Raw genomic sequence first — 19,003 nt, 5'->3', positions numbered from 1 at the left:
GCCCGTTCGGCTTTGGCATCTTCAAGAGCCCCCGGCTTCAGGACCCCCGTGCACAAGGACGCTCCGGCGGACGCCCCCGACGGCGACTCCTTCGCGGCGCAGTTCGCCGCGGCCGTGCCCACGCGGCCGCGCGAGCCGCCGGCCGAGCACACGCGCGCTCGTCTGGCGGCCCAGCTCTTCGGCGCCGAGCTGCGGGTCCCGCCGCTCGGGCCGTACAGGGTGCTGCGGGAGATCGGGCACGGGGCGATGGGCGTGGTGCACGAGGGCCGCGGCCCCGGCGATCAGCAGGTCGCGCTCAAGACCCTGCGCCGCCCCGATCCCGCCGCGATCGCCCGGCTCAAGCGGGAGTTCCGCAACGTCGTCGACGTCGGCCACGCCAACCTCGCCGCCGTCTACGAGCTCGCCCTCGATCAGGCGCGCGGCGAGTGGTACATCGTCATGGAATATGTCCCCGGGGACAGCTGGCTGGCGCACCTGCGCCCGGCCGGCGAGCGCGCCCCGGAGGCGGCGATCCGCGGCGCGCTCGGGCAATTGGCGTCGGGGGTCTACGCGCTGCACCGGGCCGGCCTCTTGCACCGCGACCTCAAGCCGTCGAACGTGCTCGTCACCGGCGAGGGCCGGGTCAAGATCGTCGACTTCGGGCTCGCGCGCCTGGCCGACGGCGGCCACGAGGGCCTGGCCGGGACCGCCGGCTACCTCGCGCCCGAGCTGCTGGCCGGCGCCCCGCCCTCGCCCGCCAGCGACTGGTTCGCCGTCGGCGTGATGCTCTACGAGGCGCTCGCCGGCCGGCGCCCGCGCGTCCCCCCGGGGCCGACCCCGATCGACGGCGTCCCCGCCGACCTGCTGGCGCTGTGCCGCGACCTCCTCGCCGAGGACCCCGAGGCGCGCCCGAGCGGCCGCGACCTCCTGCTGCGCCTCGGCCTCGACGCCCCGCCCGCGCCTTCGCCGGTGTTCGTCGGCCGTGCCGACGAGCTGGCCGCCTGCGCCCGCGCCCTCGACCCCGCGCCGGCGCTGCTGCTGCTGGTCGGCCCGAGCGGCGCCGGCAAGTCGGCCCTGCTCGCCCGCCTCGTCGCCGACCTCCGCGACCGCCGCGGCGCGCTCGTCCTCCACGGCCGCTGCTACGCCGGCGAGTCGGTGCCCTACAAGGCGCTCGACGGCGTGGTCGAGGCCCTCGCCCAGCACCTCGGGACATGCTCCAACAAACATGTCCTCTCATCCATGCCCGAAGAGGCATACGACCTGGTGCGCGTGTTCCCGGCGCTGGCGCGGGTGATCGCCGCCACCGGCGGCGGCGGCGACCCGGCCGACGCCGCCCCGCGCGAGACCCGGCGGCGGGCCGTCGCGGCGCTGCGGCGGCTGCTGGCCGGGCTCGGCGGCGAGCGCCCGGTGGTCCTGGCGATCGACGACCTGCAGTGGGGCGACGCCGACTCGGCGCGCCTGCTCGGCGAGCTGCTGGCCCCGCCCGACCCGCCGGCGATCGTCGTCGCCGCCAGCGTGCGCAGCGACGTCCGCCCGGGCTCGCCGTTCTTCGCCGAGCTCGACGCCGCCCCGCTGGCCTGCCCGATCCACGAGGTCGCGCTCGACCCGCTCGCGCCCGCCGAGGCCGAGCGCCTGGCCGCCTCCATCCTGTCCGAAGGGCCAGGTCGTGGCGACGATCCGGCCGCGCGCCGGCGCCTGGCCGCCGCGATCGCCCGCGAGTCGCAGGGCAGCCCGCTGTTCATCGAGGCCATGGCCCAGCGCATGAGCGGCCACGGCGCCGCCGGCGTCGCCGCGACCTCGCTCGAGGGCGCCCTGCAGGCCGAGGTCGCCGCGCTCGAGCCGGGCGAGCGGCTCACGCTCGAGCGCCTGGCCGTCGCCGGTCGCCCGCTGCGCCGCGACCTCGCCCTGCGCCAGGCCGGCGGCGCCGCGGCCCGCGTGCTCGACGGCGCCGCCCTGGCCGTCCTCGGCGCGCGCCGCCTGGTCCGCCCGTGCGGCGAGGGCGACAGCGTCGAGACCTACCACGACCGCGTGCGCGAGGTCGTGCTCCACCGCCTCGCCGCCGCCGACCGCCGCGCCCACCACCGCGCCCTCGCCCTCGCCCTCGCCGCCGCGCCCGACCCCGACCCCGACGAGCTCGTCCTCCACTTCCACGGCGCCGACGACCTGGCGCAGGCCGGCGCCTGGGCCCTCCGCGCCGCCGAGCGGGCCGCCGCCGCCCTCGCGTTCGCCCGGGCCGCCAGCCTGTACGAAAAGGCCATGTCCTGGGGTTCATGTCCTCCAGAGCATGTCCTCAAGTACACCATCGCCCGCGCCGACGCCCTCGTCCACGCCGGCCGCTGCGCCGAGGCGGCGCCCGTCTACCTCACCGCCGCCGCGCTCGCCCCCGACCGCCTGCAGGAGCTCGAGCTGCGCGGCCGCGCCGTCGAGCACTACCTCGTGTCCGGCCGCGTCGACGCCGGCCTGCACGTGCTCGACCCGCTGGCGCACGAGCTCGGCCTGCCGTTCCCGGCCACCAGCGCCGGCACCGCCGTGCGCCTGGTCGGCGAGCTCGCGCGCCTGGCCGTCGCCCGCCGCCTCCCCGCCCCGCCGCCGCGGACCCCCGCCGCCCCCGAGTTGCTGCTGCGCATCGACCTGTGCTGGTCGGCCGGCAAGGGCCTCGGCTTCATCGACCCGATCCGCGCCGCCGCGATCTCGGCCCAGGGCCTGCGCCTCGCCCTCGCCAGCGGTGATCCGCGCCGGATCGCCCGCGCCGCCGCGTACCTCACGATCGTCGACATCAACGCCCCCGACCCGCGCCGGGCCAGCGCCGCCGCCCGCGAGCTCGCCCTCGCCCGCGGCCTCGCCACCCGCCTCGCCGACCCCCACCTCACCGGCCTCACCACCATCCTCTCCGGCGTCGCCGCCCTCAACAACGGCCACTGGCGCCGCGCCCTCGCCGGCGTCGAGACCGGCGCCGACCTCCTGCGCGCCCGCTGCGTCGATGTCCACTGGGAGCGGGCCATCGCCCACGCGATGGCGATGCACGCGCTGCTCATGCTCGGCGACTTCGCCGGCCTGCGCGCCCGCGCCGAGGCCTGGCAGCACGAGGCCGAGGACACCGGCGACCGCTTCGCCGGCGTGGTCGCGATCCTCTACACCGCCCACGCGGCGCTGGCCGCCGGCGACCCGAGCCGCGCCCGCGCGGCTGTCCAAAAGGCCCTGTCCTTGTGGCCATACGAGGGCTTCTCGTTCCAGCACTGGCTCGCGCTCGGCGTCGAGGTCGCCTGCGACCTCTACGACGGCCGCGGGCGCGACGCCTGGCGCCGGGTCGAGCGGGCCTGGCCGGCGCTGGTCCGCTCGCAGCTGATGCGCATGCAGATCCCGCGGATCGACGCCCACCGCCTGCGCGCCAGCGCGGCCCTGGCCGCCGCCGCCGCCGGCCGCCGCGAGCTCGTGCGCGTGGCCCTGAGCGACGCCGCCGCCCTCGCGCGCGAGCGCATCGAGCTGGCCCACGCCGGCGAGGACCTCGTCCGCGCCCAGATCGCCGCCCTCCGCCGCCGCCCCGCCGCCGACCTGGTCCAGCGCGCCGCCGACCGCTTCACCGGCGGCAACATGCCCGCCCTCGCCGCCGCCGTCCACCTCGCCCACGACCGCCTCGTCGGCCGCCCCCACGCCGCCGCCGAGCTCGCGCTCACCCGCCACGGCGTGCGCGACCCGATCCGCTGGTCCGCCACCGTCGCACCAGTCCTCCACGGCCGGTCCTCCTGAGGCACGCATCACCTGCCCCTTACGACCTGTCCTCTCACGCAGCCGGCCGCTCGCGCCCTGTCCCTTCCGACCTGTCCCTTACAACCTGTCCTCTCGCACTCTCAGCCGTCCACCGCGTCCCTGACTCTTGCGACCTGCCCTCGACCCCGTCCGGCTCCCGCGAAATTCTGACCTGTCCCTTACGACCTGTCCTCTTGCACTTCCCAGGCCGAGCTCGGCAGCGCCGCGACCCAGCCGTCGAGGTCGAGCTCGACCGCGGGCAGCTCGGCGAGCGCGTCGCCGGCCGCGAGCTCGGTCATGTGGCGCCGCAGCTGCGTCTTCGCGCCCTGCAGCCTGCCCTTGACCGACCCCAGGCTGATCCCGAGCGCCGAGGCCAGCTCGCTGTGGCTCATGTGCTCCCAGTAGTGGAGCTCGAGCAAGATCTGCAGGTCGAGCGGGATCCGCCGCAGCGCCGCCGCCAGCAGCCGGGCCGCCACCGCCTCGTCGACCAGCCGGCTCGGGCTCGGTCCGAGGTCTTCGAGCGACGTGTTCACCGCGTCGAAGCGCTCGTGCAGGTGCTTGCGGTAGTGGGCGTACAGCACGTTGCGCGCCGTGCCGAACAGGTAGGCGCGCACGCTGGTCGTCGACTCGCCGGCGATCCGGTCGCGCCCCTCGACGCACGCCAGCATCGTCTGCTGAATGAGGTCCTCGACGTCGCGCGACACCTTGCCGGCGAAGAACCGGTAGAGCCCGTCGAAGTGGCGTTCGAACAACGCGTTGCCGGCCGCGAGGTCTCCGTCCCGCCACCGCCTCAGCAGTTCGCGCTCGTCGTCCACCACCGCCATCGTAGCTGCGTCTGCGACTCGCGTGCCACATCCGAGGAACCTGCAGGCGCAGGCCCGCAAATCCCCCGCGAAGGCACCGACATGGCCGGAAGGCCATGGCAGAACGGTCACGCGTGAACCCCGCTAGAGCTCGAGCGATTGCAGATGTCCGCGCCGTTATGGCGCGTGAACGCGATTATTTTCAGAAAGACAGATCCCCGAGCACCTGGCCATCACTACTAAGGCAACGACTGGACGGCCGCCATGCCCCCCACCAAGCCCCCGCGCCCCTTTGCAGACGCCACACCTCCGCGCGAACTGTCTGCACCGGAGCAGTCGTCACGGACCTCGCCCGAGGGCGACCCGCTGCGCCAGCTCTTTCGTCGTCACGCGAACCACTTTTCCGGCGTCCGCGCCCGGCAGATCCAGCATCGCCTGCGTGACCGCCTCTTCCGCGAAGTCCCCGGCGACCCCGACACCCCCTGAGCCGACACCGACGGTCATGCCCGAGGTGCCCGCCCCCTCACGGCGCGCCTCCACCCCGTCGCTGCCGCAGCCCCGGCACAGGTCACGTTCCCGTTCGCTGCACAGCTCGGTCGGCCCCCGCGCTCGCTGAGCCCGCTGCACCGCCCCGGTGCGCGTGGTGATGTCGGCGCGATCACACCGGCCGCGGCTGCGGCGAGATCGTCGCGCCGGCGACACTTCCACAGTTGCGACACGGGCAGTCGCGGCCGCGTGAGACGGATCGCGCTCGCGATCGCCAGGCCGGTCGCAAGAGACGTCGTGAAGTGCGAAGCACTGCCAGCCGACCCGCACAACCCATGGTCTCCGCGAAGTGCCCTCGCCTTGGCTATCTATCCCTATTCGTCGCCCCGGCCGGCGAGCCCGACCGTCAGTACGCGAATTCCCTGAATTTCGCACTCCTGGCCCTCGGGATAGATCGAATCACGCCACCTGCGCCAGGGGACATGTCCCGACGGACATCACATAACAGACCGCGAGGGCCGACGCAGCGCCGGCCCTCGCTCTCTCGGCGAGAGAGAGCCTCAGCGCTTGCGGTCGCGGGCCGCCGCGACGGCCTCGCGCACCATCACGTCGTGTTCGGCCGGGTCGGCCCAGCGGCGCTGGCCGGCCTCGGGCAGCAGCTCGATCGGGTCGAAGTACAGGTAGTGCGCGTCGGCGTTGACGTTGGGGCTGCGGTACACGCTGATGCCCGTCTCGCGGTTGTAGTGCTCGAACGAGTGGCAGTCGCGCTTGCCGCCGCCGCCGGGCGCGTCGACCACGAAGGTCGGCGTGTTGAAGCCGGCCGTCAGCCCGCGGACCTGCTTCTCGAGCTCGATCGCCGTGTCGACGGTGGTCCGCAGGTCCTCGACGCCCTTCACCAGGTCGTGCACGTACACGTAGTACGCGTGCACGTTCAGGTAGCTCATGCGCTTGATCAAAAGCCGCATCGCCTCGGGCGTGTCGTTGACCCCGCGCTGCAGCACCGACTGGTTGCGCACGAACACCCCCGCCGCGAACAGCCGGTTCATCGCCTTCTGCGTGATCTCGGTCAGCTCGGCCGGGTGGTTGAAGTGCGTGTGCAGCACGACCTCCTTGTGCATCTTGCGCCCGCGCTCGACCACCCCGACCAGCGCCGCGAACCACGCGTCGTCGGTGAGGATCTTCTGCGGCATCACGGCCGGGCCCTTGGTGGCGAAGCGCATGCGCCGGATGTTCGGCATGTCGAGCAGGCGGTTGCCGATCGTCTCGATGTGCTCGGCCCGCAGGTTGTACGCGTCGCCGCCGCTGATGACGATGTCCTCGAGCTCCGGCCGCGACGCCACGTAGGCGAACGCCCGCTCCCAGCGGTCCTGCGTCGGCCGCAGGTGCACCTTCTCGACCTGGTCGGTGTCGATGCCGACGGCGTAGCTGCGCGTGCAGAAGCGACAGTAGACCGGGCAGGTGTCGAGCGCGAGGAACAGCGCCTTGTCGGGGTAGCGGTGCGTCAGACCCGGCACCGGCGCGTCGGCCTGCTCGTGCAGCGAGTCGAGGTCGAGCTTGGGGTGGTCGGGCCGGAGCCGCGAGCCCAGCGGGATGAACTGCCGCCGCAGCGGGTCGACCGTCGGGTTCTGCCAGTCGATCAGGCTCAGCAGATACGGCGAGACCCGCAGGCTCATCGGCGAGCGGTGAAAGCCGTCGCGCACGTCGGCGATGAACTCCGGCGTGACCAACTCTTGCACAGCCTCGAGCAGCTTGTCGGGCCGCGTGATGGTGTGCTTGGCCTGCCACTTGTGATCGAGGAACGTGGCCTCGTCGATGTCGCGATACGCCGGGATCTTGCGCCAAAAATCGCCGCCGAGTAGCTGCCGGTGAACGAGCGAGGCCGGGTCGACCGGCGGCTTGAGTGCCGGCACCGGCTCGCCGCCGGAAGCCGCCGTGGTGGTCACCACGGGCAATTTGATCGGGCTCGTCACGCTGCTCTCCATAGCGAGAGAAGGTGTAGTCGAAAACGTCGCGCCCGGGCACAAAGCGCGGATCTTCGCCGCAATCGCGCCCAACTCGCGGGCCTCGCCGCGAACTACCGCACGCGCGAGGCCGCCGCACACCTGTCCACAAGCGCAACGCCGCACACGCCGGGATCTACCTCACAAGTGCGCCTCCTGCGTGGAATCAGCGGCCTCTCCGAAGTGACACACGCCGGTGAAATCGACCTGCAGACCGCCGCCCGGCGGTGTCGCGAACGCGAGCCCGATGCCGTGCAGCGCCGCGACCCGGGCCGCGATGTGCAGCCCCAACCCCTGCCCGTCCGGCGTCCGCGTGCGCGCGGCGTCGCTGCGAAACCCGCGTTCGGCGAGCCGCGCCAGCTCGGCGGGTGGCACCCCCGGCCCGTCGTCGACGACCCGCAGGCGAAACCTGTCACCGGCGACATGCTCGAGCAACACCGCCGCGTGTCCGCCCGCCCGGTTGTGACGGATCGCGTTGTAGACCACGTTGCTGACCGCCTGCTCGAGCAATGTGACATCGGCCGCGACGCGCACCGGCGCCTCCGGGACGCCGCCGTCGAGCTCGACCCCGAGCCGCCGCGCGATCGGCCGGTGCCGCGCCAGCACCCGCTCGACCAGCTCGTCGAGCGCCACCGGCTCGCGGTGCAGCCGCGGCACCTCGGCGTCGATCTTCGCCATCACCGCCAGGTTGTGCACGATCGCCGCGATGTAGTGCGCCTCGGCCATCGCCGCCACCAGCGCGCCGCGGCCCTGCTCCGCCCCCGCGAGCAGCTCGCTCAGGTGCCCCTGCAGCACCGTCAGCGGGATCATCACGTCGTGCGTGGTGTTGGCCAGGAACTCGCGCAGCGCCAGCTCGCGCCGATCCTTCGCGGCCAGCTGCGCCCGCACCTCGCGACCCGCGGCGTCGAAGGCCCGCGCCAGCTCGCCGATCTCGTCGTCGCCGTCGACGGGCACCGGGCTCGCGTAGCTCGCGGAGGCCGAGCGCCGCACCGCCTCGGTGAGCCGGCGGATCCGCCCGACGATCGGGCCGAGCGCGAGCAACACCGCGGCGAACAGCGCCACCAGCGGCGCCAACCAGATCCGCGTCGGCGGCAGCACCGCGCCGAGCCAGCCCGGCACCGTGGAGCCCTGCGCCAGCACCAGCGCGCACGGCCCCGACTGCCACGGCATCCGCACCAGGATCTCCACCTCCGCGCCGACCCACGCGCGCGGCCACGTCGCAACCTCCGAGGTTGCGATCGCCGCCGCCAGCGGCCCGCCGATCGTCGGCGCGGCAGGGTTCGCCGAGCGCAGCTGCAGATCGTACGCGTACAGCACCGCCGGCCGCCCCCGCGGCCGCCCGTCGTCCGGCGGCGGCGGACGCCTCGCCTCTGCTTCCCGCTCACCGTGGCCCGGCGGACGTCTCGCCTCTGCATCCGTCGGCCCTCCGCCATCCGGCGGACGCTCATCATCCTCCGCGCTTCGCGGTCGCGCGTGCTCCGGCGGCGGTCCTCGCCCCGGCCCGAGCTCACCGCCCCAGCGCGAAGGATCGGCCTCGCAGCGGTCGCGTCCGCCCGGCTCCTGCATGCGCGCCAGCGTGTAGCCGGCCAGCGCCTCCTCGGCCGCGCGGTGGCGGGCCACCGCGTCGAACAGCACCAGCCCGACCACCATCGGGATGGTCACCGCGATCGTCGTCAGCGCCAGGCGGAGCCGCAGCTTCACGGCGACGGCTCCACGCGCAGGCGATAGCCGATCCCCCACACCGTCTCGATGCACTCCTCGGGCGCCAGCTTCTTGCGCAGGCGCGACGCGTGGACGTCGAGCGTGCGCTCGCTGCCCTCGCGCTCGGGTCCCAGCGCCTGTTCGGCCAGCCAGCTGCGAGTCACCGCCGCGCCCGGGCGGCGTGCCAGCGCGACCAGGAAGTCGAACTCGACCCGCGTCAATTCGACCGCTCGCCCGCGCACCTGCACCGTGCGCCCGGCCCTGTCGATCGTCAGCGGACCGACCGTCAGCGTGTCGCTGCGCTGCAGCGCCGGCCGGCGCAGCCGCGCCCGCACCCGCTCGACCAGCTCCTCCGGCCAGAACGGCTTCGTCATGTAGTCGTCGGCCCCGAGCTTGAGCGCGCCGACCTTGTCCATCGTGTCGGCGCGGGCGCTGAGCACCAGCACCGGCACGTCGGCGCGGGCCCGCAGCTCGCGCAGGATGTCGAGCCCGTGCGTGCCCGGCAGCATCAGGTCGAGGATCACCAGCGCGAGCCCGGCTGCCTCCTCGGCCGCGATCGCGCGCCCCTCCGTCCACCACGTCGGCTCGTAGCCGGCGCGCCGCAGGTGCAGCACGATCTGCCGCCCCAGCTCGCGATCGTCCTCGATGACCAGCACGCGCTCGCCCACCCCGCAGTGATTCTCGATCGCGCAGCCGCGCGCAACGCCGCCCGGCGTGAGCCCCCTGCACGACTCGCGTCGGCGATCCTCCGTCGCGCGCAACAATTGCTTAAGATCCCTCGCCTATCGTTCGGCGACGAGGGAGCGAACACCATGACATCGCAACAGACCCATCGACGTCCCACGCGGCGTGAATTCACGCTCGGCGCCCTCGGCGGCGCCGCAGCGGCCGTCCTGACCGCCTGCGGCGGTTCGGAAGGCGGCGACACCGACACCGCGAGCACCACCGGCGCCACCGAGCCCACCGGCACCACGAGCACCACGAGCGGCTCCGAAGCGACCACCGGCCTGACCTCGACCGGCGCCCCGACCACCGGCGACAGCGACGCGGGCACCACCGGCGATCCGACGGGCGACACCACCGGCGACACCACCGGCGCCGCGTGCGGCGACGCCACCGCGTGGGCCACCGGCGGCACCGCGGCGATGACGATGAAGCACTGCTACCCCGACCCGTTCGCCGGCGGCGTCAGCGAGTGCGTGCTGATGTGCGAGACCACCGAGGGCCCGTGCACGGCCGACACGCTCGAGCGCCAGGACGTGAGCGAGGGCTTCTCCGGCCTGCCGGTCCGCCTCGCGCTGCTCGTGGTGGCCGCCGACACCTGCGCGCCGATCGCCAACGCGAAGGTGGAGATCTGGCACACGCAGCGCACGGGCGTGTACTCCGGCGAGACGCCGAGCGGCGCCTTCTGCTACGGCGACGACCCCGACGCCGAGAACTACCTCTACTTCCGCGGCACCCAGACCACCGACGCCGCCGGCCGCGTCGACTTCGACACCTGCTTCCCCGGCTGGTACAGCGGCCGCGCGATCCACATCCACTTCCGCGTCTACGTCGACGACGCCCTGCACGCCACCTCGCAGCTGTTCTTCGCCGACGAGCTCAACGCCGAGATCTTCGCCGGGCACCCCGAGTACGCCGAGTTCGGCCAGCCGAACACCACCAACACCACCGACAACATCATCGGCGGCGAGGGTGACATGACGAATTATCTCTGCACCACCGCGCGCATGCCCGACGGCGCGATGCTGGCGTCGAAGGTGATCGCCATCCGCTCGTCGCTCGGCCACCCCACGTGCCAGACCCAGGGCGCTGGCGGCGGCGGCATGATGCCCCCGCCGCCGATGCCCTGACGACAGCGCTGCCTCGTCGCCACGACCGAGTGACTTCACGGACACAGTCACTCGCGGCTTCGCGTCGCCCCTCGCCCGAGTGACTTCGCGACCGACGCGGCTGACTCGCCGCCCCGTCACAGTCACTCGCGGCTTCGCGTCGCCCCTCGCCCGAGTGACTTCGCGACCGGCGCGGCTGACTCGCCGCCCCGTCGCAGTCACTCCACCGCTTCGCGCCGCCCCTCGCCCGAGTGACTTCGCGACCGGCGCGGCTGACTCGCGACACCGTCGCAGTCACTCCACCGCTTCGCGCCGCTGCAATCCCGGTCTCCGCGCTCGCCGCCCGGACGCCCTCGCGCGATCGGCGACCGGGGCCCCGGCTCGCGGCCCACCTCACGCCCGGTCCTCCCGGCCGCCCGCCCGCGCTACACTCGCGCGCTCGTGACCGCGACGATCGCCAGCGAGGACGTGCTCGACGCCGAGGCCCTGCGCCGCGCCGCCGACCTGCTCGCGGGCAGCCCGGTGCTCGGCGTCGCCGTCGTGCTCGCCGCGCCGCACCCCGACCTGCCCCGAGAGGCAGCCAGCGATCCGCGCCGCGTCCGCGTCGACCTCCTGGCCCTCGCCAGCGAGCGGCACACCTTCGTCGTCCACTGCACCTGCTTCGCCGACCTGCGCCCGCTCGCGCCGGTGCTCGCCGGCCCGCACGCGCCCTACGTCGTCTTCCCCGACGCCCACTTCCACCTCACCGCCCTGGCCGGCCTCGGCCTGCAGGCCCCGCGCGTCGGCTGCACCCGCACGGCCGCCACCCTGCTGGCCGAGGGCGTCATCGGGCGCCACGACGAGCTCGAGATCTCCGCCCTCGCCCGCCGCCACCTCGGCGCCACCTTGCCCGGCGAATGGCTCTCGGGACAGGTCCTTCCGGCCTGGTCGCGGCTCGAGGTCGTCGCCGCCGCCGCCGCCGCCGCGCCCGCGCTGCTGCGGGCCCTCACCCCCGAGCTGCGGGCCCGCGGCCTGTCCCGCGCCTACGAGCTCGAGTGCAAGCTGCTGCCGGCCGTGGTCGCCATGGAGGCCGCCGGCATCGGCGTCGACGGCCCGCGCTTCCTCGCCATCGCCGAGGGCTGGCGCGCCGAGCTGCAGGTCGCCGAGGCCGAAGGGCGCCGGGCCCAGCTCGAGAAGCTGATCTCGACCTACGCCGGCTGGCCGCGCGACTTCCTCGGCGACGACGGCCGCATGCGCACGCACCTGCACCCGCTGGCCACCGACAGCGGCCGCTTCGCCTGCAGCCAGCCCAACCTGCAGCAGGTCCCGTCGGAGCATACGGCGCCGGGCCTGCGCTCGTGCTTCCGGGCCGAGCCGGGGAACGTCCTGGTGGTCGCCGACTACGCCCAGATCGAGCTGCGCGTGGCGGCCCACCTGGCCCCGTGCGCGGCCATGCGTGAGGTCTTCCACGCCGGCCGCGACCCGCACCGCGCGACCGCGGCGAACCTCGCGCGCAAGCCCGAGGCCGAGGTCACCAGTCACGAGCGCAAGCTGGCCAAGGCCGTCAACTTCGGGTTCCTGTTCGGCATGGGCGCGCGCCGCTTCCAGGAGTACGCCGAGGGCAACTACGGCCTCGTGCTCGACCTCGCCGCCGCCGAGCGCGCCCGCGAGGCCTTCTTCGCCACCTTCCCCGGCATCGCCGCCTGGCACCGCAAGGTCTCGGCCCTGCAGCCCCGCAGCGCCCGCGAAGATCTCACCGTCCGCACCGCGATCGGCCGGCGCAAGCGCTTCCTCGCCGGTAAGTTCAGCTTCAACGCCGCCCTCAACATCCCCGTGCAGGGCACCGCCGCCGAGGGCTTTAAAAAGGCGATGATCGCCCTCCATCCGGCGCTCGCCGAGCTCGGCGGCCGGGGCGTCCTGTGCGTTCACGACGAGTACCTCGCCGAGGTCCCCGAGGAGCACGGCGAGGCGGCCCGGGCGCTGGTCCAGCGCATCATGCAGGAGGCCATGGCCGAGGTCGTGACCTCGGTCCCGATCGTCGTCGACAGCCGGGTCGCCCGGCACTGGGCCGAGTAAACTCGGAGCCCGCCGGCTGCCTCATCTTCGCGCCGCGAAACCTCACGCGACATCTTCGGTTCCAAGCACGCCAGACCCCACGCGGAGCCCTCATGCCACAGACCCTCTCACGCCGCTCGTTCGCGGCCCTCTCGACCCTCGGCCTCGGGCTCCCGGGCTTGCTCGCCGGCTGCAGAGGCACCACAAAGGCCGGGAGCACCACCATGATCCCCGGTGAACACGCCCCCCTCGCCGACCACCTCGGGTGGTTCTCCGTCGACAAGCCCACGATCGCGCGCGTCATGAGCGAACTGACGTCGCGCGGCGCCGACGCTGCCGACCTCTACTTCCAGTACAGCCGCGACAACTCGATCACGATGGAGGACGGCATCATCAGCCGCGCCAGCTCCTCGGTCGACCAGGGCGTCGGTCTGCGGGTGGTGGTCGGCGACCAGACCGGCTACGCGTTCACCGAGGACCTCTCGCTCGAGGCGATGCTGGCGGCGGCGCGCACGGCGGCCGGCATCGCCCACGGCGGCGCGGCGCGCGGGCCGGTCGAGTTCAAGCAGCGCCAGCGGCCCAGCTACTACGCGCTGTCGCAGCCGTGGTCGGACATCCAGACGGTGCAGAAGCTGCCGCACATCGAGCGGCTCAACGCCCTGGCGCGCAAGGCCGACCCGTCGATCCACAAGGTCACCGTCAGCTGGGCCGACGGCGAGGAGCTGGTGCTCATCGCCGACATGCACGGCAACATCCAGACCGACATCCGGCCGATGACGCGGCTGTGGTGCATGCTGACCGCCAAGAAGGGCGACGTCACCCAGAGCAACTCGGCCAACCTGGCCGGCCGCCACGGCTTCGACTGGTACACCGAGGAGCGCCTGCAGTTCCTGGCCGACGAGGCCGTCAAGCGCACGATGGTGCTGTTCGACGCCCGGCGCCCGCCGGCCGGCGAGATGCCGGTGGTGCTGGCCGCCGGCGCCAGCGGCATCCTCCTGCACGAGGCCATCGGCCACGGCATGGAGGCCGACTTCAACCGCAAGAACACCAGCATCTACGCCAGCATGATCGGCAAGAAGGTCGCGCCCGACTTCGTGACGATCGTCGACGACGCCACCCAGGACGGCGAGCGCGGCGCGCTCAACGTCGACGACGAGGGCAACGCGGTCGAGAAGACCGTGCTGGTCGACCACGGCGTGATGGCGTCGTACCTGCACGACAGCATCAGCGCCAAGCACTACAAGGTGAAGGCCACCGGCTCGGGCCGGCGCGAGTCGTTCCGCCACTCGCCGATGCCGCGCATGCGCAGCACGTACATGGAGAACGGCCCGCACACGCGCGAGGAGATCATCGCCTCGGTGAAGAAGGGCATCATCGCCGAGACCTTCACCAACGGCCAGGTGCAGATCGGCGCCGGTGACTTCACCTTCTACATCAAGAACGGCTGGCTCATCGAGGACGGCAAGATCACCGCCCCGATCAAGGACATCAACATCATCGGCAACGGCCCCGAGGCGCTGCGCAACGTCACCATGGTGGCGAACGACTGCAAGCTCGACTTCGGCGGCTGGACCTGCGGCAAGGACGGCCAGAGCGTGCCGGTCTCGCAGGGCCTGCCCACCACCCTGGTCTCGAAGATGACCGTCGGAGGCGAGAATGTCTGACCTGCTCCAAAGCGCCAAGACCGCGGTCGACCTGGCCAAAAAGTCAGGTGCACAGGACGCCTGGGCCGCCGTCTCGCGCGACCGCTCGGTGTCCCTCATCTACCGCGACGGCAAGGTCGAGAAGGTCGAGGAGAGCACCTCCCGCGGCCTCGGCATCAACCTCTACGTCGACGGCCGCTACTCGTCGCACAGCACCACCGACCTGCGGCCCGACCGCCTGGCCGGCTTCATCAAGGAGGCGGTCGCGCTGACCCGCGTGCTCCAGCCCGACCCCTACCGCGTGATCCCCGACCCCGCGCTGTTCAAGGACCGCCCCACCGTCGACCTCGAGCGCGTCGACCCGGCCGTCGCCAAGCTCACCCGCGAGCAGCGCGAGGCCTGGTGCGCCGAGATGGACGCCAAGGCCCACACCGACCCGCGCGTCATCTCGGCCGAGAGCAACCTGTTCAGCGGCGAGTCGCAGGGCGCCGCCGCCAGCAGCAACGGCTTCGACGGCGAGTGGAGCGGCAGCTACCTCGGCTACGCCTGCACCGCCACCGTGCGCGAGGGCGAGGACAAGCGCCCCGAGGGCTCGGCCATGGCCGTCGGCCGCTTCATCCAGGGCCTGCCCGAGCCGGGCTCGGTCGCCGCGCTGGCGCTGCGCCGGGCGGTCGAACGCCTCGGCAGCACCAAGGGCCCGACGGTGCGCACGACGATGGTCGTCGACCCCGAGGCCGCGGTGTCGCTGCTGTCGCGCGCCCTGGCCCCGCTGTCGGCCGCGTCGATCCAGCAGGGCCGCTCCTACCTGGCCGGAAAGCAAGGTCAGAAGGTGTTCGGCGACAAGCTGACGATCACCGACGACCCGCTGCTCCCCCGCGGCCTCAGCTCGCGCCACTTCGACGGCGAGGGCATCTCCGCCAGGCGCATGCCGCTCATCGAGGCCGGCGTGGTCCGCAACTACTACGTCGACACCTACTACGGCAAGAAGCTCGGCATGGCCCCCACCAGCGGCTCGGCCAGCAACCGCGTGCTCGGCCTCGGCAACAAGCCGCTCGCCGCCCTCATCGCCGACGTGAGCGAGGGCATCTACGTCACCTCGTGGCTCGGCGGCAACAGCGACGCGACCACCGGCGACTTCTCGCTCGGCCTCCGCGGCCACCAGATCAAGGGCGGCAAGATCGGCGCCCCGATCGGCGAGATGAACGTCACCGGCAACCTCGCCGCCCTGTTCGCCAAGCTCGCCGTCGTCGGCGACGACCCCTACCCGTACTCCAGCCTGCGCGCCCCCACCCTCGTGTTCGAGGACGTGCAGTTCAGCGGGACATGACCCAAAGGACCTGTCGCTCGCGCCAGGTCTCTTAAGCAAGAAGGCAGATTCAGGGCGCGGAACGGCGCCCTGTTCTGCTTCTTGCGCGCCGATCCGCGCCGCGGTCGCAGTGGCGGTCCGCCCGCGGCCGCGCCACCATGGTGGCGATGAGCGCCACGAAGATGCACCAAAGGACATGTCGCCATCGACATGTCCTTGCATGCGCTCACCGGGCATCGACCCGCTCGCATCGTGGCTCGCCGGTCGTCATGTCGATCGTGAAGCCGAGCGAGCGCCAGCCCGGCTGGTCGGGCAGGCAGCCGCTGGGAAACTCCCACTTGCCCCCGCGCGGGTCGACGGCGTGCGTGATCGAGTCCGTGCACCCCTCCGCGCGCGTGCAGCCGGCCAGCGCCGCGGGCTCGCGGCAGCGCGGCAGACCGTGGAGGTCCTGGCAGAACGCGTGCGCGGGGCACTGGTCGACCCGCAGCCGCTCGCAGGCGCAGAACTCGTGGTCGTCCTCGGCGCAGCTCGGCGTGACCATGTAGACCTGCGGCAGCCCCATCGCGCCGCGCACCGCCGGGTGCGGCGCCGTCACGCTCACGCTGTCCCGGCCCCAGTTTTCGTCGATCTCGTGGGCCCCGTCGGCGCGCAGGCGGTCGAGGACCTGCTGCCTCCGCTCGCGCAGCGCCGCGTCGCCGAGCGCGACGCGGTCGCCGCGCTCGTCCGTCGTGTACTCGTCGAGCGACAGGAGCCACGAGAAGCGCACCTCCGGGTGCGCCCGCGCCTGCAGGCAGCGCGCGAGGTAGTGCGGCGCGTGACACTTCACCTCGACGTCGCCAGGCATCAGCTCGCTGCTGATCAGGAGCGATGGATCGACGCCCACCGGCTCCGGCGCGACGCCGGCCGCGGGCGACGCCGGCGGCCCCGGCTCGACCGGCCGCGCACACGCGAGCGCGACGCACAGCCCGATCGCCGCGCAGGCCAACCATTCCATCCGCGCCTCGGCCATCGAGCCGACGCTACCACGACCGCGCCCGGGGACCCTCGGACGTCGCTCGGCGGCGGACGCTCATCTCGCCAAACTTTAAAAGACATGTCTCCAGGGACATGTCCTTGTCGCCGCTCGATCAGCGAGGCCGCGTCGCGGCCTCACACGGCGGCGTCTCCCCCGTCCAGCCCACCGGTCGCCAGCCCGGCTGGTCGGGCAGGCAACCGCTGCTGAACTGCCACAGCGTGCCCCCCGGGTCATACGCGTGACCGATCGCCGTCTGGCACAGTTCGGCGCGGGTACATCCTGCCAGCGCGGCCGGCTCGCGGCAGCGCAGCAGGCCGTGGACCTCCTGGCAGAAGGCGTGCGCGGCGCACTGGTCGACCCGCAGGCGCTCGCAGGCGCAGAACTCCCGGTCGTCGTCGGCGCAGTTCACCGTGACGACGCGGACCTGCGGCAGCGCCATCGCCCCGCGCACGGCGGGCGCCGGCCCGACCAGGATGACCTCCGACAGCCGTGAGCGGCGCGGATAGATCTCCCGCACCCCGTCGGCGAGCGCGCGGTCGATCACCTGCTGTCGCCGGGCCAGCATCTCCGACTCCGTGTACGCGACCTGGTCGCCGCGCTCGTTCGTCCGGTGCTCGTCCCACGCGAGCGACCACGTGAAGCGCACCTCCGGGTGCGCGCGCGCCTGCAGGCAGCGCGCGAGGTAGAGCGGCGATGGACACTTCGCCTCGACGTCGCCGGGCGCCAGCTCGCCGGTGGTCAGCAGCGATGGATCGACGCCCACCGGCTCCGGCGCGACGCCGGCCGCGGGCGACGCCGGCGGAGCCGGCTCGGCCGGCCGCGCGCACGCGAGCGCGGCGCACAGCCCGATCCCCGCGCAGGCGAACAGAACCCGAAGCGCTCCGGCCATCGAGCCGACGCTACCACGACCGCGCCCGCGGGCCTTCGGACGTCGCTCGGCGGCCGATGCGAACGCGGCTCGGCTGCTCACATGTCTTCAAGGACATATCTTCGCGACAAGAGCGCCGTTCAGCGCGCCGCCCTCACTTCTCGGCGAGCGTCACCAGCCCCGGGTCGACGTAGCGCTGCTGCGCCGCCGCGCCGGTGAGGTACGTGTCGTAGCCGGCGTTGCCGCGCAGGTATCGCCCGTAGTAGGCGACCACGTAGGCGCGCGCGAGGTCGTTGACGACCGCGTTCTCGAGCGTGGGCATCTGGCAGAACGAGCAGGTGATCCCGCACGACGCGACATCGTCGAGGAAGCTCATGTGGTTGGCGCCGTTGACGGTGACTTGCAGGGCCGGCGCGCCCGCCTCGGCGTAGAAGGTCGTGAAGTTCTCGGCCGCCGGCGCGCAGGCCATGAAGCCGGCGGTGTCGAGGGTCTCGCCGAGGAAGCCGAGCGGGATGGCGATCGGCAGCAGCCCGCTCGCGTCGGGGCACGCCTGCATGTTCGGGCACATATTGGCGCCGTCGACCGGGTCGAGGGTGATCGCGGCCTTGATCCGGGCGTCGTACATGGCCGCGAGCACGGAGATCTTGCCGCCCAGCGAGTGACCGGTGGCGCCGGCGTTGTCGACGTCGCTGATCGGCCCGAGCTCCGGATGCCCGGCCGCCCAGTCGAGCCCGGCCAGCAATTGATTCGCGTTGGCGACGTGGTCGACCGGTCCGAACAGATAGCCGGCATGATCGACGTTGACGACCACGTAGCCGTGCGAGGCCAGGCGCGTGGCGTAATTGGTGTACTGCGTCGGCGGCAGGTTGAAGCCGTGGGCCAGCAGGACCACCGGATACGGCCCCTCCTCCGGCCCGCGCGTCGGGTAGTGCGCGGTCACGCCGATCGTCTCGCCGCCGACCTCGATCTCGCCGGCGAGGTCGTCGTACTGCCACGGCCCGTCCTCGTCCGGATCGTAGACGTCGCCGGCGGGCTCACCGGTGGTGCCGTCGTCCGTCGTCGCCGTGGCGGTGGTGTCGGGCCCGTCGCTCGTCGCCGAGGTCGAGGTCGGCCCCGACGTCGGCTCGCTCGCGGTCGCGGTGGTGGTCGTGATCGGCGGGCTCGTGGTGCCCGTCGTCGGGGTGTCGCCGCCGGTGCTCCCGGTCGTGGTGCCGGTGCTCGTGCCCGGACTCGTACCGGTCTCGGTGCCCGTGTCCGACGACGTCCCGCCGCCGTTGCAGGCGAGGGGGAGGACAAAAAATAGCGTGATGACAGACCGCTGCATGCGACCACGCATAGCGGCGGCCTCGCCTGCCAGCAATCGCCGCTCGCTCACGAGACCGGGTGAAACGCCGGCGCCGCGCCGGCGCGGAGGCCCGCGGCGTGGTGCGGCGACGACACCACCTTCGCCCCCACGAGGGCGCCCTCACGCCATTTCATCCCCCTGGAACACGAGGCGAGGTCTGGACGCCACCAATACCTATTTTCGCGTAGATTTGACCGCCGCTCGCCGCGATCAATTCCCCGCCGCGCACCGCATGTCCGTTCGG

The 19,003-nt window shown here is 73.0% G+C and carries 13 protein-coding genes; 5 read left to right on the top strand and 8 right to left on the bottom strand.

All coding sequences use genetic code 11. The features are described 5' to 3' along the window. Nucleotides 1–48: 48 nt before the first annotated feature. The gene (locus tag K7C98_RS30850; protein ID WP_224195386.1) at nt 49–3,726 is read left to right on the top strand and encodes a protein kinase domain-containing protein; all 3,678 of its coding nucleotides are present in this window, start codon (nt 49–51) and stop codon (nt 3,724–3,726) included. A gap of 179 nt (nt 3,727–3,905) precedes the next feature. On the opposite strand, the gene K7C98_RS30845 is transcribed toward K7C98_RS30850, so the two are convergent. The 5 genes from K7C98_RS30845 to K7C98_RS30825 all read right to left on the bottom strand — a co-directional run bounded on the left by K7C98_RS30845 (nt 3,906) and on the right by K7C98_RS30825 (nt 9,384). Next, entirely contained in the window at nt 3,906–4,541 is a 636-nt protein-coding gene (locus tag K7C98_RS30845; protein WP_224195385.1) for an RNA polymerase sigma factor, read from the bottom strand. Between the two features lie 327 nt (nt 4,542–4,868). Continuing rightward, the gene (locus tag K7C98_RS30840) at nt 4,869–5,237 is read right to left on the bottom strand and encodes a hypothetical protein (RefSeq protein WP_224195384.1); all 369 of its coding nucleotides are present in this window, start codon (nt 5,235–5,237) and stop codon (nt 4,869–4,871) included. A 338-nt stretch (nt 5,238–5,575) separates the two neighbouring features. Then, nucleotides 5,576–6,985 carry a KamA family radical SAM protein gene (locus tag K7C98_RS30835; RefSeq protein WP_224195383.1) on the bottom strand — a complete coding sequence of 470 codons (1,410 nt, stop codon included), beginning with the start codon at nt 6,983–6,985 and terminating at the stop codon, nt 5,576–5,578. Nucleotides 6,986–7,156: 171 nt separating this feature from the next. Next, the gene (locus tag K7C98_RS44050; protein ID WP_346660314.1) at nt 7,157–8,716 is read right to left on the bottom strand and encodes a sensor histidine kinase; all 1,560 of its coding nucleotides are present in this window, start codon (nt 8,714–8,716) and stop codon (nt 7,157–7,159) included. Next, complete coding sequence (locus K7C98_RS30825; RefSeq protein WP_224195382.1) at nt 8,713–9,384, bottom strand: response regulator; 672 nt, start codon at nt 9,382–9,384, stop codon at nt 8,713–8,715. Before K7C98_RS30825 ends, K7C98_RS44050 begins: the two co-directional genes overlap by 4 nt. Before the next feature lie 144 nt (nt 9,385–9,528). Here K7C98_RS30825 and K7C98_RS30820 point away from each other — a divergent pair, with 144 nt between their 5' ends. From K7C98_RS30820 to K7C98_RS30805, 4 genes are all read left to right on the top strand, one after another. After that, entirely contained in the window at nt 9,529–10,569 is a 1,041-nt protein-coding gene (locus K7C98_RS30820) for a protocatechuate 3,4-dioxygenase (protein WP_224195498.1), read from the top strand. Nucleotides 10,570–10,989: 420 nt separating this feature from the next. Then, entirely contained in the window at nt 10,990–12,603 is a 1,614-nt protein-coding gene (locus tag K7C98_RS45120) for a DNA polymerase (protein ID WP_224195381.1), read from the top strand. 92 nt (nt 12,604–12,695) lie between these two features. After that, complete coding sequence (locus tag K7C98_RS30810) at nt 12,696–14,246, top strand: TldD/PmbA family protein (RefSeq protein WP_224195380.1); 1,551 nt, start codon at nt 12,696–12,698, stop codon at nt 14,244–14,246. Next, a complete protein-coding gene (locus K7C98_RS30805) occupies nt 14,239–15,552 on the top strand; it encodes a TldD/PmbA family protein (protein WP_224195379.1) in 1,314 nt (437 codons plus the stop codon). The genes K7C98_RS30810 and K7C98_RS30805 overlap by 8 nt, the downstream gene beginning before the upstream one ends. A gap of 205 nt (nt 15,553–15,757) precedes the next feature. Here K7C98_RS30805 and K7C98_RS30800 read toward each other — a convergent pair whose 3' ends face one another. From K7C98_RS30800 to K7C98_RS30790, 3 genes are all read right to left on the bottom strand, one after another. Beyond that, entirely contained in the window at nt 15,758–16,540 is a 783-nt protein-coding gene (locus K7C98_RS30800; RefSeq protein ID WP_224195378.1) for a hypothetical protein, read from the bottom strand. Between the two features lie 118 nt (nt 16,541–16,658). Then, the gene (locus K7C98_RS30795; protein ID WP_224195377.1) at nt 16,659–17,435 is read right to left on the bottom strand and encodes a hypothetical protein; all 777 of its coding nucleotides are present in this window, start codon (nt 17,433–17,435) and stop codon (nt 16,659–16,661) included. A 133-nt stretch (nt 17,436–17,568) separates the two neighbouring features. Then, nucleotides 17,569–18,738: a chlorophyllase/cutinase-like alpha/beta fold protein gene (locus K7C98_RS30790; RefSeq protein ID WP_224195376.1), complete on the bottom strand. Its 1,170-nt coding sequence runs from the start codon at nt 18,736–18,738 to the stop codon at nt 17,569–17,571. Nucleotides 18,739–19,003 lie beyond the last annotated feature (265 nt).

Source organism: Nannocystis pusilla (assembly GCF_020073745.1).
Classification (GTDB): domain Bacteria; phylum Myxococcota_A; class Polyangia; order Nannocystales; family Nannocystaceae; genus Nannocystis; species Nannocystis radixulma.
Note: the sequence above shows the minus strand (reverse complement) of the source record. Positions and strands in the feature narration are given on the sequence as shown.